The following is a 14,857-nucleotide window of genomic DNA, read 5'->3' on the forward strand; positions in this document are numbered from 1 at the left end:
AATGGTGTGGTGAGCCGTGTCGCTCAGGCGGCGACGTTGGTGGCGGTGGTGGACGCGATGAGTTCGGCCGCGGCGGCGGCGAACAGACGATGACCGGACGGGCTCGGGTGCAGCCCGTCCTCGGTCCAGGTGCCGGCCAGCTCCCATTCGGAGCGGACCGAAAGATCCAGCAGCAGGACGCCGTGGGCGGCCGTGACCCGGGCCATGACCGCGTTGGCGAACGCGAACCGCTCGCGCAGCAGGCCCCGGAAGTTCTCCGGAACCGGCAGACGTGCGGGGATATCCGGGTAGTCGGCGGTGAAAACCGTTGCGCCCGTATCACACAGCGTGCGGAACAGGGCATTCAGGTTGTCCTCGAACGCCTCCGGATCGAAGGCGCTGACCAGATCGTTCACCCCAGCGACCACGCCATACAACTCGGCGCGCCCGGCCTGCGGCAGCTGCTGGCGCAGGACGTCACCGGTGTTCGCGCCGTGCACGCCCAGATTGCGGATCGCACCGGGGCGCAACCCGAGCTGGCCGCCCAGGCGCGCCACCCAGCCGCGGTAGCCGCCGGACGGGGCCGGGTCGCCGCGACCTTCGGTGAAGCTGTCGCCCAGGGCGATCAGGCCCGGGGTCCTCATAGCGACGCCTCGGCCTTGGAGACGTGGCGCGCCGCCGCCGGGAAGCCGACCAGCTCGTACAGCTCGGCCAGTTCCTGCTCACCGAAGAACTTCTCCGGCGGGTACAGCCCGGCGATCAGGCCGAAGAACTTCTTGATGTAGTCCGGGCTCATGCTGGTCGCCCGGAACACCGAGTCGTAGTACGGGGTCAGGGTCAGCTCGGAGATGCTCAGGGTTAGCTCGTAGGTGCTGGCGCTCTGGGCGTCACGCTCGCGCTGGTACTCGGGCAGGGTCTCCTCGAAAGGCCGTCCGCCCGACAGACTCTCATCGGCCAGGCCGGCCAGCAGCTGGGCGTACTTGAAAGAGTCGGTGATGCCCCAGCCGGTGAACGGGTCCTTGTGGTAACCGGCATCGCCGACCAGCGCCCAGCCTGGACCGAAGGACTGACGGCGGTAGTTGTCGGGATACAGCATTGGCCGGAACGGCTCCGCGCGCTTGCCCGTATCCCGCAGGCGCGCACCGAGTTCCGGGTCGATCTGATCCACGATCTCCTGCACGCCGGCATCGGGGTCGGCGCGGAACTGGCGGAACCGGTCCCGCTTGCGCATGACCGCGACCAGGTACAGGTCGTCGTTGGTCGGCCAGGCCGCGAACTGCTGCTCACCGAAACCGGTGCGGTGGTTCATGCCCCAGTCCAGGCCCTCATAGTAGGAGTAGTAGACGAAGCACGCGGCCGCGGAACCCTCGTAGACCTGCGCGCCCACCTCCTTGGCCACGATCGAGTTGGCGCCGTCCGCGCCGACCACGAAGCGCGCCCGGAACTCCTGCTCCGGCCCGTCGTCCGCCCGACCGCGGATACCGGCCACCCGGTCGCCGTCGCGCAGCAGGCCGGTCACGGTGAAGCCCTCGATCAGCTCGGCGCCCGCCTCACCGGCGGCGTCGACCAGGATCTTGTCCAGCACGGTGCGGCGCGGGCAGTACACGGCGTCGATACCGTCGGCCGACGGATCGGCCATGCCGCGGATGTCGATGTCTGTGTAGGTGAAATTCATGTGCCGCACCGGCGGGCAACCGGTGGCCACCACGCGATCGAGCAGGCCCCAGGTCTGGAGCAGGCTCAGTCCGGCCTGGTGGATGTAGTGCGTGGAGGGCGTGTCGCTGGGGAACTGCGCGCGGTCCACCGCGAGCACCCGATAACCCTTGCGCGCCAGCAGCATGGCCAGCGGGGAACCCGACACCCGGGTACCGACAACGATGACGTCGTGCATGCTCAATTCACTTTCGCTTCGTCGAGTAGAGGAGATCGATATCGGCCGAATAGGTTTCCGCGATGGACGCGCGACGCAATTTCAGTGACGAGGTCAACAAGCCGTTGGCAACGGTGAAATCGCCTGCCACAATCCGGAACTCGCGAATTGATTCCGGGCGGGACACGAGGGAATTCGCGTCGTCCACGGCGGTCTGAATGGCGGTCGCCGGATCCTGGTCGGGGCGCTCGAGTTGCCATGCCTGCGCGCGCTCGGCGTCGAGGGTCACCAGCGCGGTGACGAAGGCCCGCCCCTCCCCCACCACCATGCAATTGCTGACCATCGGATGCAGCCGCACCCGATCCTCGAGGGGGGCGGGCGCGACGTTCTTGCCGGCGGAGGTCACCAGGATTTCCTTCTTGCGGCCCGTGATGCGCAGATGCCCCTCTTCGAGGACGCCGATGTCCCCGGTGTGTAACCAGCCCTCGTGGTCCACCGGGCGCTGATCACTGGCGGCGCCCCAGTAGCCGGGCGACACGTGCGGGCCGCTGACCAGCACCTCACCGTCGGTCGCGATCCCCACGGAGGTCCCGGGGATCGGCTTGCCGACGGTGCCGAGCCGGTTGGTCTCCGGGGCGCTGACCGTCACCGCGGTGGCCGCCTCGGTCAGGCCATAGCAGTTCAGGATGACCGTGCCAAAGCCTGCGTAGAACCCGGCGGTCGAATCGTCCAGGGACGCACCGCCGGAGATCACATAGCGCAACCTGCCGCCGAGCACGGTGGCCACCGGATCCTCCGAGGCCACCGGCCCGTCGCCGTTCTGCAACCGGAGCAGGCCCGTGACCACGGCTTCCTGCTCGGCATCCGGGGTCAACAGCGAGCGGCAGTGCTTGCGGATCTTCTCGAGCGCATAGGGAATCAGCGACAGGAAGGTGGGCCGCAGCCGTGCCAGCGCCGGCACCAGCTCCGGAATGCCTGGCAGCAGATGGGTTCTGGCGCCGCCGAACAGGCAGGCGAACAGCATGGTCTGCCCGAACACGTGCGACAACGGCAGCGCCAGCGCGGTGACCCCGTCGAAGAGCTCACCGGTCTGGCGGACCGTGTTGGCCGACGACACGTACATGTTGCGGTGGGTGATCATGCAGCCCTTGGACACTCCGGTGGTGCCGCTGGTGTAGACGATCATGGCGAGGTCCTCGGCCCGCACCGGCGCGACGTACTCATCCAGGTCGGCCCGCACCGGCCCCCGCGCCCAGGTCGAGATATCCTCGAAGGTCCAGACCACGCCGGCGCCCGCTGCGCGTAGCCGCTCCACGTCGTCTGCGGTCTCCGCCGCGGAATACGTACTGCCGCTGTCGGTCAGGATGTGCTCGATCTGGCCGGGCGAGGAGGTCGGATACACCGGCACCAGCACGGCGCCGATCGCCAGCACCGCGCAATCCAGCAGTGCCCAGTTCAGACCGGTCCGGCCCAGCACCGCCACCCGATCCCCGGCGGCCACCCGCCGGTCGAGCAGCGCGGAGGCGACCGCGCGCACCTGCCGATCCAGTTCGGCGCAGGTCAGGGGCGTGCCCTCACCGTCGGCGAGGGTTTCCCGATCGGGATGCCGGGCCGCCGCCATGGCGATCATCTCGTACAGGCCGGCCGTAACGGCCGGTTCGACACCGTTCCCGGTATCGGATCGGGCGGCGACCGGCGTCGCGGGGGTACCGGATCCGGCGTTCGTGACAGGCGTGGTCTTCGTGACGGGCGCAATGCTCACGAAACCAATTCTGGCGGGCGGCAATCATTCTTGTCGCCGCTCGACCGGCTTTCCTACCGCGCGAAAGTCATTGCCTATCGAATCGCCGCCACGGAAACCGAGCGAGGATCATCGAGTGGTGCCGGTTTCGCAGATTCGATGCAATCGAGAAATGCCTCCACCGCCGGATTCGTTTCCTCGGCCCGCCACACCGCGTACAAATCGAGAGTGGGCACGGGATCCAATAATTTGACCGCCACCGAATTGCTGCCCGGCGCACCCATTCCCATGGAAATCGCGCGCGGCAGCGAGGCGAATCCGACCAGCGGCCGCACCGACACCATGTGCGCGGTCGCGCCCGGATCGTCGGCGTGGTGGGCCACGTTGAGCGAGATCCGGCTCTGGGCGGCGCACCGGAAGATGGTGTCGTACATGGCCGGACACTGCTCGCGGGTGAACAGCACACAGTCCTGTCCCTGCAATTCCGAGAACGGTACCCCCGGCCGGTCGACCCAGCGGTGCCGCCGGCCTACCACCGCGACCAGCGGTACCCGATGCAACAGCCGCCGGTAGCGGAACTCCACTGTGCTGGGGTGGCCGTATACCAGGGCGATGTCGAGGGATCCATCCGACAGCGCGGCCAGCTGCGGTCCCGTGCGCTTCTCCCACAGCGAGACCACGATGTCGGGACGGCGTTCGGTCATGCGCAGCAGGGTCTCCGGCAGCACATGTCGGCTGGCCGGCAGATTGTATCCGATATTGAGAGTGCCTGCACGGCCCTCGGCGGTGGCCTTGGCCGCCCGCGCGGCCCGGTCCATCTGGGCGACGATCTGACGGGCCTGCACCTCGAACTCGCGCCCGGCGGCGGTCAGCCGAACCTCGTGCGAATTACGGGCGACCAATTGGACTCCGAGCGACTTCTCCAATTTCTGGAGCTGAGCACTCAGACTCGGTTGGGTAAGATGAAGGCGCTGCGCTGCGCGGCCGAAGTGCAACTCCTCGGCAATCGTGATGAACGAAAACAGATGTCGGAATTCCATGACGCGGCTCCTTCCGAGCACTAGCCAGAGTAGACCCGGCGGGTAACCGGTGATGAATCGCACTCGCACAACCGCCGCCGGTACGGTTACCTGCCAGTGAATCCGCGATGTGATTCTGCTCTCTCTGGAACAATTACGCGGCCTCAGCTTGATTTTTAACCTGTGCGGTATGGCCGGGCGCCTTTCTTGTGATGTGTCGGGCGGCTGGCGGCCCTGCCGGTGACCAGGACCAGGCCGATGCCGTGGCGAGCGGCGTGGTGCCGGTTCTTCGAGCCGGTAGGTCTGCCCGGCCCGGGCCGGGTGAGTTACGGTGCAGCGGCCGGGGACCCGGTTGTGGTGTGGATGTTACGAAACCCCCGCCGGACTCGGTCGGGTGTAAGTCGTTGTGGTGCAGCGGGTTTCTCCCATGGATGTCGCAGGTCGGCCGCCAAGGGCCGTGCCAAACCCAGCTGGGTGTAAGCCGTCAGGATCAGCCAGGTCCAGCGGTCGGCCGCATCCGGGTCCCGCAGCTGGGGGTCCAGCCGAGAGTCTGTCTGAACAGGTGGAATGTGTGCTCGATATCGAAGCGCCGCAAGAACATTCGCCAGCAACGGTCGATGTCGTCGCTGGTGGCGGCGACGTTGGACCACCACAGCCATACGGGTTTGTTGACCTCGCCGCTGGGCACGTGCTCCACGAACAATCGGATCACGGTGCCTTCGATGATCGGCATCGGCCCGTCGTATTCGACCCATGCCGAGCCGCGTTGCAACCTCGGGTACTGCCGATCCCACGCCAGCGCGGTCGCGCTCCCGTAAAGCCTTGTCCGGGTTTGTGTTCGGACATCTTCCTATCCCAGGTGGCCGAATCGCCGAACACGAACTCCCCGCCGTGGCGGGCCGATCTGCCGCCTTTCGGGTTGTGGACGTATGGCGGTGCCGGACGGCGGAACACCCGATCCGAGCGCAGTCGCACCAGGATCTGCACGGGCAGCTCCGCGAGCAACCAGGCGGTGCGGGGGCCGTCGTAACCGATGTCGGGCACGACGAGGATCTCGGGGTCGCCCTCGTGCCACTCCCAGGCAGCGATCAACCGTCCAGCCAGGTCACGAATTTGGGTAGCGGTCACCGCCGTGAGGTCGGTGCCTGGCGCGAGCCGCTGCGCATCCAGGGGTGCGGTCCATGAGCTGCGGCCGGTTTCCAGGACCATCACCATCGAATACGGCCAGCCCCGGGATCATCCGATGCTCATTCTTGCCGCGGCCGTAGGTGTGGGAGAACGCGCGATCCGGGCACGCCGCGCCGTCCGGGCGCAGCCACGGTGAGACATCCACCGCCCAGTTGTCCCGGCGCGACGCGCTGACGAGCCACACGAAGAGCCGGGCCGCGCTGTCCGCCTCGAACCTCGGGACGGCCGCATGCTCACCCGCAATTGCATGCAAAGGTATTCTCCGCCGAGCCGAACTCATCGAACGGTGCCGACCCCGACGCGCGGTCCACATGCTCGTCATCCCACGGCACCACGTACTCGACCGGCACGGTGACCTTCCGCGCCGCCTCCACGAGCCGCCTCGCCCGGACAGCCGAACACAGCGGCCGTGATCCGGGATTCGACAGCGGTCGAATAGATCCCGATCGCGGCCCCATCATGAGCCGCAGTACCCGACCGACCGCCTGTCCCCGCCCGACCTACGACAGTTCCTGCAACGCGTCCACCGTCGCCCGCCGTTCCGGCACCGCCCGCTCCGCGATGACGGAGTTGTACCCTGGCACGATCGGATAGATCGGCTCCCCGGCGCCCTGCCCGGCCCGGCGATCACACGCATCCACCCGCGAACGCCGCGCCGGTACGCGTCATCGGATCAGGCGGGCCGGAAACCCACCTGCAACGCCTCCAGTCCTCGAATCACCACGTTCGGCTTGAACGGTGGATTCTTCGAAAGCAACTCCATCGCACCGACTTTGCGCAGCAGCACGTCGAGCAGGATCTCCATCTCCAGCAGGGCCAGGGGGGCGCCCAGGCAGTAGTGGATGCCGAGGCTGAAGCCCAGGTGCTTCTTGGCGGGGTGCATGGGGTCGGAGTAGCGGGCGACGTCGGTGCGGTCCGGGTCGGGGAAGACCTCTCGTCGTGATTGGCGGAGTTGATGAGAACGACCACGCCCTCGCCGGGTTCGAAGTCGTGCCCGGCGACGGTGATCGGCCGGGTGGTGATCTGCACCGACGGTTCCAGGCGCAGCAGCTCGTCGGGCGCGGAGGCGGTGAGATCGGGCCGGTCGCGCATCGCCTGGACCTGATCGGGCGAGCGCAGCAGCCGCAGCATGCCGGCGCCTATGAGGTTGTCGGTGGTCTCGTGCCCGGCCACGAAAGTGCTGATGCAGGTGGCGAGCAGTTCCTGCTCGGTGAGCATGTCACCGCGATCCTCGACCTGCGAGAGCGCGCTGAGCAGGTCGTCGCGCGGATTCACGCGCCGCTCGTTGAGCAGTTCCCGGAAGTAGCCCATGAATCCGCGCGAGGCGGCGCTGCGCGCCTTCAGCGATTCCTCGGGCAGCGTGTAGTCGTGGTCGAACCCGCGCGCCAGGTCCTGCGACCACTGATGCACCTGTTCGTAGGCTTCCTCGGGCACGCCGATGAGCTCGCAGGCGATGATCAGTGGCAGCGGGTAGGCGATCATCTCGACCAGGTCGAATTCGCCTGCCTCCAGAGCCTTGTCGACCAGCTCCTCGCTGAGTTTCTCGATGCGCGGGCGCAGCCGGGCCACGGTGCGCGGGGTGAACCCCTTGGTGACCAGGTTGCGCAGCCGGGTGTGGTCCGGCGGCTCCATCCACAGGAAGGAGGTGGGCAGTTCTTCGGGAGCGTCCTCGGGTTCGACGGTCGGGTGCATCATTCCGGCCTCCTCGGCGTGGCTCCACGCCGTGGTGGACAGCACCGCGGCGCAGTCCTCGTACCGGGTGAGTACGTGATGCCCGAGCGGAGTCTGATGTATGGGCCGGCCTCGCGACTGGTGGCGGCGGTCGACGACCGCCAGGTCGTCGGGCTCCGGAGCCGGCAGTATCACCGGCTCGGACTCGTCGTCGGCGGAAAGCTCTGCGGTGTCGAGGAATTCGACCGCGACGGCGCGACGGTGTCGTTCACCTGAATGCCGGTACTGGTCATGGTGCCATCCTCTCTGGACTGCGATGTCCTCGAATTCGACCAGGCCAGGGTGAATTCCGGTTCGCCGCAAGCCAATCCATTCTGATCTCCGATCGGATGATCGAGATCTCACCGACCCCCGGGCCCCGTCCGTCCCGGTGCGTAGGCTCACGCAATGGCCGATATCGACGCCCCGGACCGGATCGAAACCATCGGCCCGGAATTCTTCGTCGACCGACGCAGACACTACCGCCGCTGGCGCGAGCACGGCCCGGTCCGGCGAGTTCGCTTCCCCGACACCATCGTTCGCCGGGTCATCCTCGACTGCGCGGCGGGCCGCGCTGCCCTGGCCGATCCTCGCCTCCACAAGGACGCAGCCGAAACCGACGCCCTGCTCAGCACCAAGCGCGGTACGCCGCGGTCGGACCCGAGCGCCCTGGCCCTGCTCACCCACATGCTCAATACCGATCCGCCTTCGCACACCCGCCTGCGCAAGCTGGTGCCCCGGGTGTTCACCCCGCGCCAGGTGGCGGAGCTGCGCCCCCGCATCGAGGGGATCACCGCTTCACTGCTGGACGCCCTGGAGGGCCTCACCGACCCCGATCTGTTGGGCGAGTTCGCCGAACCGCTACCGATGACAGTGATCTGCGAACTGCTCGGCATACCGCCCGAAGACCGCGCGGACTTCCAGGACTGGACCCGCGCGCTGCTCACCGTCGCCGGCCTGGAGGAGGACCTGCCCGGGCCTCGAAGGCCATGGCGGCCTACCTGACCGGGCTGATGCGTGCGAAGGCTCGGGAGCCCGCCGCCGATCTGCTCTCCGCGCTCACCGTCCCCGCCGACGACGACGGCGCCCTCACCGAGCCCGAGCTCGTCGGCATGGCCTTCCTGCTACTGGTCGCCGGGCATGACACCACCGTCAATCTCATCGCCAACGGCACCCTCGCCCTGCTCCGCAATCCGGCGTAGATGCAAGGCCTGCGCGCCGATCCGGACGCGATTCCCGACGCGGTCGAGGCAATTCTGCGCTACGACGGCCCGGTCAATCTGGCCACCGTCCGGTACACGACAGCACCGATCACTATCGCGGGAACCACCATCCCCGCAGGCGAATTCGTCTAAATCGCGCTTGCCGCCGCCAACCGCTACTCGGCCCCCGACATTCTCGATGCCGCCCAACTCCATCGGCCATCTCGCCTTCGGCCACGGCATCCACTCCTGCATCGCCCATCTGGAAGCACGGGTCGCCTTCGCCGCCTTGCTGTCCTCATTCCCGAACCTGCGCGCATCCCGCGCCGCGGAACCCTCGCCTGGCATCCGAGCACCCTCAGTCGCGGCCTGCACGGGCTCCCGGTCCTGCTGTAAACCGAAAGGCCCCGCCCGGATCGATGATCCGGACGGGGCCGTGTCCCCCGGGCGAGACTCGCCGGGTCTACACGCCTACTTCGCGGGCGTGAAGGGCTGGTTGATCGTGGTGAAGTACTGGATGGCAGCCGCGATGGCGACCGGCGCGGTCACGAAGAGCTGACCGGCGATGGTGCCCAGGAAGCCGACGGCGGCCGCACCCGCGACACAACCGGCCAGTGGGCCCGCGCCGAACAGCAGCGCCAGGGCGCCGGTCAGGGTCGCTCCCAGGGCGGCACCGGCCAGGCATCCCAGACCGGCACCGCCCAGACCGCCGACCACGGTGCCGATGGCGGCTCCGACGGAGATGGTGTCACGCATGCGACCCCAAGCCGCCTGCTCACGGTCGTAGGGGGTCTTCCAGGGGGCCTGGTCCTCGTATGGCAGGGCGACCGGCTTATACACCGCGTGCGCCTCGTCGAACTGCGGGGTCAGGGTCGCGGTGCGGTCCTTGATGTCGGCCACGATCGGGAAGACGAAGTCGTCGACCCGGAAGGAGAGCTCGGTGCCGCCGAGTACAGTGCCGTTGGCGGCCTTGATCTTGAAGATGCCGTCCTCGACCGTCATCGAACCGGCGTCGGTACGCACGATCGTGGAGGTTCCGGTGTCGGTCGCCGTGTAGTTCGTGACATCGGCGGAGTCCGCCTGGGCGGTACCGGTAACGCCGGCGCCGATGCACAGCGTGGCGGCGAGCAGCGTGCACGCCGCAGCAGTATTCCTCATCCTGGTTCTCTCTGCGTTCTTTCGCTTGGTTTTCCTTGTGCTTCTCGTGTCACAGGTCGAGCACGAGAACATCTGAGACGGCCCGCGAGACGCAGGGCATCAGGGTGCTGCCGGATTCGCGTTCGGCGGCGGTGAGCACCGAGTCCCGGTGCTGTACTTCACCTTCCAGGAAGGTGGTCTCGCAGCTGCCGCACGTGCCCTCCCGGCAGGAGGTGACGATGGCGACGCCGGTGCCCTCGAGCACGTCGACGATCGACCGGTCCGGCCCAACACGCAGCACCTGACCGCTGCGTGCCAGGCGGACCTCGAAGGCACGATCGACCTCGTTGCCGACGCGCTGTGGCGCGAACCGCTCGGTGTGCACCGTCAGACCCCGGCGCGCGCCCTCGGCCTCGACGGCGTCGAGCAGCGGAGCGGGCCCGCAGCAGTACACTGTGGCGGTGGTATCGGCGAGCAGGGCCGCCAGGGGCAGCAGCCCGGATTCGTTCTGCGGCACGAGGTGTACCCGGTCGTAGCGCGCCAGCTCGCTGGTGAAGGCCAGGTGCGCCCGGGTGCGCGCGCCATAATGCAGGCTCCACTGCGCGCCCGCCCGGGTGGCTTCGGCCAGCATGGGCAGGATCGGCGTGATCCCGATGCCGCCCGCAAGGAACAGGTACTCGTCACCGGGTTCCAGTGCGAAGTGGTTGCGCGGCACCGACACTCGCAACTCGGTGCCCGGATGCGCGGTGCGGAACAGATGCGCGGAGCCGCCCCGACCGCCGGGTTCGTGCAGGATGGCGATCCGCCAGTGCTCCCGATCGGCGGGATCGCCGCACAGCGAGTACTGCCGGACTCCGGCGCTCCCGGCGAACGCATCGATGTGGGCGCCGGGCGTCCAGTCCGGCAGCGCTCCGCCGCCGAGCGCGGCCAGCTGTAGGGCGAACACGCCCTCGGCCTCCTCACGTCGGCCGGTCACCCGGACCATCAACTCGGTCATTGCATCCCCTCGTCGGCCGTGGCGGACCCGGTATCGAACACTCGTGGACGACTCCGTGTCGAACGCTCATGGACTCGGTGTCGGGCTCAGCCTGTCCGAGACGCCGGACGGAACGCGGGTCGGTCGCGGCAGTCGATTCAACCGATAGGCATTGACGATCGCCCGCTCGGCAATCGCCGCGCCGGACCGACACTGACCCCATGAGCGCTGTGGCGGAACTGGTCGAACAGACCAGGCAGTTCGTGATTGAGCAGATCATCCCGGTGGAACGCGAGGTGGTGGTCGGCGGCCGGGTCACCGACGACGCACTGCGCCTGGACCTGCAGAAGAAGGCCAAGGACGCGGGGGTGTTCGGTCCGCTCTCCGATCCGGAGTACGGCGGGCTCGGCCTGGACACCCGGGCCCAGGCCGAGGTACTCGAAGCAGCGGGTGCGAGCCTGCTCGGCCCGCTGGCAGTGAACGCCTGGGCCCCCGACGACGGCAACATCCATCTGCTGGCCCATGTCGCCAATACTGAACAGCGGGAACGCTATCTGGCCCCGCTGGCCTCCGGTGAGGTGCGCTCGGCCATCGCGCTGACCGAGCCCGCCCCCGGCGCGGGCGCGGATCCGCGCATGCTGCGCACCACCGCCGAGGAGACCGACCACGGCTGGGTCATCAACGGCGCCAAGCACTTCACCACCGGCGCCAATGGCGCCGCCTTCACCATCTGCGTGGCCATGACCTCCGACGGCCCCACCATGTTCCTGGTCGATCAGGACAATCCGGGCCTGCGGGTGGGCCGCCGCATGCCGACCCTGGACCACACCAGTGCCCCAGGTGGCCACTGCGAGGTCGAGTTCGCCGATTGCGAGGTCCCCGACACCGCGGTGCTGGGCGAGGTCGGCCGCGGCCTGGAGCTGGCGCAGGTCCGGCTCGCGCCGTCGCGGCTGGTGTTCTGCATGAACTGGCTGGGTCTGGCCGTGCGGGCGCAGCAGCTCACCGCCGAGCACATCCGGCAGCGTCACTCCTTCGGCGTCCCCATCGCCGAACATGGCATCGCTCAGGGCCTCATCGCGGACAACGAGATCGACATCGCGGCCGCCCGCAGCCTGGTGCGCAGCGTCGCCGGCACCATCGACGCCCACGGACCGACCTCCGCGCAGGCCCGCCACGAGACCTCCATCGCGAAAACCTTCGTCTCCGAGGCGGTCTGGCGGGTGCTGGATCGCGCGGTGCAGCTACACGGAGGTCTCGGCGTCTGCGAGGACCACCTGGTGGCCCGATTCCTGGTGGAGGCCAGGGCATTCCGAATCTACGAGGGGCCCTCGGAAGTGCTGCGCTGGTCGATCGCCCGGCGGGCGCTGCGCGGTCCCCGCTGATTGCCCGGAGGGACGCTGATCGTCCAGAACACCACCAACACCGAGAACACGAAAGGAAACCAAGATGACCACACGCACCCTGGCCGGATTCGCCGCCGCCTATCCGGAACTGAACCCCGACGCCGTCGATTACGAGTACCTGCGCGCGATCTCGCAGCAGATGGTGCCCTTCGGCCGCCACGTCGGCACCCTCGTCTCCGAGATCAGCCCCGACCACGCGGTGGTGGAGATCCCGGAGGTGGACGAGGTATGCAACCACATGGGCACCGTGCACGCGGGCGCACTGTTCACCGCGGCCGATATCGCGGGCGCGGCGGCCTTCGTCGGCGCGGCCGCGCAGCGGCTGCACACGGTGGAACGGCTGGTGCTGCGCGGCGGCACCGTGTCCTACCGTAAACCGGCGCAGGGCCGCATCCGCGCGATCGCCACCGTCGACCAGCGCGAGCTCGCCGACATTTTGGCCGCCACCGCATCGGGCCGCTTCGAATTGTCCGGCAAGGTAACACTGCTCGACGGCAACGGGGTCATGGTGGCCAAGTTCACCTTCGACTACGTGTGCGACGTGACCATCGTCGAGACGGAGGCGAAATGACCGCCGACACGACCACCGGCACCCCCGGATCCCGTTCGGAATTCACCACTCTGGAAAGCTCCCGGGTCGAGACCGCCGACCGCGTCTGCTTCACCGTCCGCTTCCTGCCCGCGCAGCGGCCGGACGCGCCCGTGGTCCTGATCCTGCCCGCCATGGCGATGAAGGCCAAGAACTACTACTCGCTCGCCAAAGCCCTGCACGCCCAGGGACTTTCGGTGGCGACCTGTGACCTGCGCGCCCACGGCGAGGCCACCCCGAAGCTGGGTGAGCACACCGACTTCGGCTACCGCGAGATGATCGAGACCGATCTGCCCGCCATCGTCGCCGCGGTCGAGGGACGCTTCCCCGGCGCACCGATCCACCTGTTCGGCCACAGCCTGGGCGGCCAGCTGGCCCTGCTGTTCTCCGCCGCCGAGCCGAGCCGGATCGCAGGCGTCACGATCATCGGCACCGGCACGGTCTTCTGGTGGGCGTTCGGCCCGCGCCGCTGGTGGGAGGCGCTGAGCCAGATTCAATGGATCGGCCTGGTGTCGCGGGTGAAGGGCCACTGGCCCGGGGGCGTGCTCATTCCCGCGCCCATGCCGGGCGGCGTCATGATCGACTGGTCGGTGCATTCGCTCACCAGCTACTACCGACCCCGCGGCACCAGCCGCCGCTACAACTCGCTGCTGGCCGCCATGCGTCTGCCGGTGCTGGTCATCTCTCTGTCGGAGGACGTGCTCGGACCGAAATCCAATGTGGACTTCCTGGTTTCGCGCATGCCCGCCGCCCAGGTGAGCCGCTGGCACATCGACGAGAACTCGGCCGTCGCGAACCGCGACCACTTCCGGTGGGTCGAGGACGCGCCCGCTATCGCGGTCGGCGTGGCGGATTGGATCACGACCGGCACCGCGCCGGCCTGAAGGAGAGCTGTGGCCCGCTTGCAGATCGACGCGGTGTCGAAACGATTCGACACCGACTACGCGGTGCGCGAGGTGAGCCTCGACATCGCAGACGGTGAATTCCTGGTGCTGCTCGGCCCCAGCGGCTGTGGCAAATCCACGCTGCTGCGCATGATCGCGGGCCTGGAACAACCGTCGGAGGGCCGAATCCTCCTGGACGGCACCGACATCACCGCCGAGGTTCCACAACGGCGGGATCTGGCCATGGTGTTCCAGAGTTACGCGCTCTATCCGCATCTGACGGTCGCGAAGAACATCGGGTTCCCATTGCGCGCCCGCCGCACCCCGCGAGCGCGGATCGCCGAGCGGGTCGAGCGGGTGGCGCGGACGCTCGAACTGTCCGCGCTGCTGGACCGCCGGCCCGCCGCGCTCTCGGGCGGCCAGCGGCAGCGGGTCGCCTTGGCGCGGGCCATGGTTCGCGATCCCGGCGCGTTCCTGATGGACGAGCCGCTGTCGAATCTGGACGCCAAGCTGCGCAGCGCCACCCGCGCCGAACTCATCGCCCTGCACCGGCGGCTGGGAGCCACCTTCCTGTACGTGACCCACGACCAGGTGGAGGCCATGACCATGGCCACCCGCATCGCACTGCTCAATGCGGGCCGGGTCGAACAGGTCGGCACCCCCGAGGAGCTCTACGACCACCCGCGCACCGCGTTCGTGGCCGGGTTCCTCGGTTCGCCGCCGATGAACATCTTCCCGGCCGAGGTGGTTTCGCACGAGGGTACGTTGCGCGTGCGAACCGACGGCGTCGACGCCGCGCTCGGCATCGACGCCGAAACCCGGAGCGACGCGACGGTTCTGGCCGGTATCCGCCCCGAACGCCTGCGTATCGACCCCACCGCCACGGCAGTGCGAGGCCGGGTGACCATCGTCGAGAACCTGGGCAGCGAGGAGCTCGTGCATGTCACCGCCGGCACGGTGGAGCTGTGCGTACGGACGACCCGCCCGGCCGGTGTCCGCGTCGGCGATGACGTCGGATTGCGTTGCGACCCCGCCGATCTCCATCTGTTCCACCCCGGCTCCGGCCTACGCCTGCACTGGCAGGACCCGGCCGCCACCGCACCCGCGGACCCGGCGGCCGCCGTCGCCTGAGTCTTTCGCAACACCATTCGATGAGGAG

The 14,857-nt window shown here is 68.3% G+C and carries 16 protein-coding genes and 2 pseudogenes; 7 read left to right on the forward strand and 11 right to left on the reverse strand.

Annotated elements, in window-relative coordinates; genetic code table 11:
• Positions 1 to 23 precede the first annotated feature (23 nt).
• From ACWEQQ_RS40270 to ACWEQQ_RS40310, 9 genes and pseudogenes are all read right to left on the reverse strand, one after another.
• Positions 24 to 623 carry an SGNH/GDSL hydrolase family protein gene (locus ACWEQQ_RS40270; protein ID WP_452351891.1) on the reverse strand — a complete coding sequence of 200 codons (600 nt, stop codon included), beginning with the start codon at positions 621 to 623 and terminating at the stop codon, positions 24 to 26.
• Positions 620 to 1,870: an NAD(P)/FAD-dependent oxidoreductase gene (locus ACWEQQ_RS40275; RefSeq protein ID WP_452351892.1), complete on the reverse strand. Its 1,251-nt coding sequence runs from the start codon at positions 1,868 to 1,870 to the stop codon at positions 620 to 622. Before ACWEQQ_RS40275 ends, ACWEQQ_RS40270 begins: the two co-directional genes overlap by 4 nt.
• Positions 1,871 to 1,877: 7 nt before the next feature.
• Entirely contained in the window at positions 1,878 to 3,611 is a 1,734-nt protein-coding gene (locus ACWEQQ_RS40280) for an AMP-dependent synthetase/ligase (protein ID WP_452351893.1), read from the reverse strand.
• Between the two features lie 74 nt (positions 3,612 to 3,685).
• Positions 3,686 to 4,630: a LysR family transcriptional regulator gene (locus tag ACWEQQ_RS40285; RefSeq protein ID WP_452351894.1), complete on the reverse strand. Its 945-nt coding sequence runs from the start codon at positions 4,628 to 4,630 to the stop codon at positions 3,686 to 3,688.
• Between the two features lie 469 nt (positions 4,631 to 5,099).
• A complete protein-coding gene (locus tag ACWEQQ_RS40290; RefSeq protein WP_452351895.1) occupies positions 5,100 to 5,342 on the reverse strand; it encodes a hypothetical protein in 243 nt (80 codons plus the stop codon).
• Positions 5,318 to 5,827, reverse strand: a pseudogene (locus tag ACWEQQ_RS40295) (transposase); the annotation flags it as partial. The pseudogene ACWEQQ_RS40295 and the gene ACWEQQ_RS40290, both read right to left, overlap by 25 nt.
• A 470-nt stretch (positions 5,828 to 6,297) precedes the next feature.
• The gene (locus tag ACWEQQ_RS40300; protein WP_452351896.1) at positions 6,298 to 6,438 is read right to left on the reverse strand and encodes a hypothetical protein; all 141 of its coding nucleotides are present in this window, start codon (positions 6,436 to 6,438) and stop codon (positions 6,298 to 6,300) included.
• 32 nt (positions 6,439 to 6,470) lie between these two features.
• Positions 6,471 to 6,680, reverse strand: a complete 210-nt coding sequence (locus ACWEQQ_RS40305; protein WP_452351897.1) for a cytochrome P450 — start codon at positions 6,678 to 6,680, stop codon at positions 6,471 to 6,473.
• Positions 6,681 to 6,943: 263 nt separating this feature from the next.
• Positions 6,944 to 7,492 (reverse strand): annotated as a pseudogene (locus ACWEQQ_RS40310) (cytochrome P450); the annotation flags it as partial.
• A gap of 423 nt (positions 7,493 to 7,915) precedes the next feature.
• Between ACWEQQ_RS40310 and ACWEQQ_RS40315 the strand changes: the two are divergent.
• The 3 genes from ACWEQQ_RS40315 to ACWEQQ_RS40325 are packed head-to-tail and all read left to right on the forward strand — an operon-like array spanning position 7,916 to position 8,862.
• Positions 7,916 to 8,512, forward strand: a complete 597-nt coding sequence (locus ACWEQQ_RS40315; RefSeq protein WP_452351898.1) for a hypothetical protein — start codon at positions 7,916 to 7,918, stop codon at positions 8,510 to 8,512.
• A gap of 8 nt (positions 8,513 to 8,520) precedes the next feature.
• Positions 8,521 to 8,709, forward strand: coding sequence for a hypothetical protein (locus ACWEQQ_RS40320; protein WP_452351899.1), 189 nt, complete (start codon positions 8,521 to 8,523; stop codon positions 8,707 to 8,709).
• Positions 8,710 to 8,862, forward strand: coding sequence for a hypothetical protein (locus ACWEQQ_RS40325; protein ID WP_452351900.1), 153 nt, complete (start codon positions 8,710 to 8,712; stop codon positions 8,860 to 8,862).
• 318 nt (positions 8,863 to 9,180) lie between these two features.
• Here ACWEQQ_RS40325 and ACWEQQ_RS40330 read toward each other — a convergent pair whose 3' ends face one another.
• Together ACWEQQ_RS40330 and ACWEQQ_RS40335 are read right to left on the reverse strand one after the other, a co-directional pair.
• A complete protein-coding gene (locus tag ACWEQQ_RS40330; RefSeq protein ID WP_452351901.1) occupies positions 9,181 to 9,867 on the reverse strand; it encodes a hypothetical protein in 687 nt (228 codons plus the stop codon).
• A 49-nt stretch (positions 9,868 to 9,916) separates the two neighbouring features.
• Positions 9,917 to 10,843, reverse strand: coding sequence for a PDR/VanB family oxidoreductase (locus ACWEQQ_RS40335; RefSeq protein WP_452351902.1), 927 nt, complete (start codon positions 10,841 to 10,843; stop codon positions 9,917 to 9,919).
• 200 nt (positions 10,844 to 11,043) lie between these two features.
• Between ACWEQQ_RS40335 and ACWEQQ_RS40340 the strand changes: the two genes are divergently transcribed.
• The 4 genes from ACWEQQ_RS40340 to ACWEQQ_RS40355 all read left to right on the forward strand — a co-directional run bounded on the left by ACWEQQ_RS40340 (position 11,044) and on the right by ACWEQQ_RS40355 (position 14,829).
• Complete coding sequence (locus ACWEQQ_RS40340; protein ID WP_452351903.1) at positions 11,044 to 12,204, forward strand: acyl-CoA dehydrogenase family protein; 1,161 nt, start codon at positions 11,044 to 11,046, stop codon at positions 12,202 to 12,204.
• 64 nt (positions 12,205 to 12,268) lie between these two features.
• Positions 12,269 to 12,796, forward strand: a complete 528-nt coding sequence (locus tag ACWEQQ_RS40345; protein ID WP_452351904.1) for a YiiD C-terminal domain-containing protein — start codon at positions 12,269 to 12,271, stop codon at positions 12,794 to 12,796.
• Positions 12,793 to 13,698: an alpha/beta hydrolase family protein gene (locus ACWEQQ_RS40350; protein WP_452351905.1), complete on the forward strand. Its 906-nt coding sequence runs from the start codon at positions 12,793 to 12,795 to the stop codon at positions 13,696 to 13,698. Before ACWEQQ_RS40345 ends, ACWEQQ_RS40350 begins: the two co-directional genes overlap by 4 nt.
• 9 nt (positions 13,699 to 13,707) lie before the next feature.
• Positions 13,708 to 14,829 carry an ABC transporter ATP-binding protein gene (locus ACWEQQ_RS40355; RefSeq protein ID WP_452351906.1) on the forward strand — a complete coding sequence of 374 codons (1,122 nt, stop codon included), beginning with the start codon at positions 13,708 to 13,710 and terminating at the stop codon, positions 14,827 to 14,829.
• Positions 14,830 to 14,857: the final 28 nt, after the last annotated feature.

It is taken from the genome of Nocardia sp. NPDC004123, assembly GCF_053603795.1.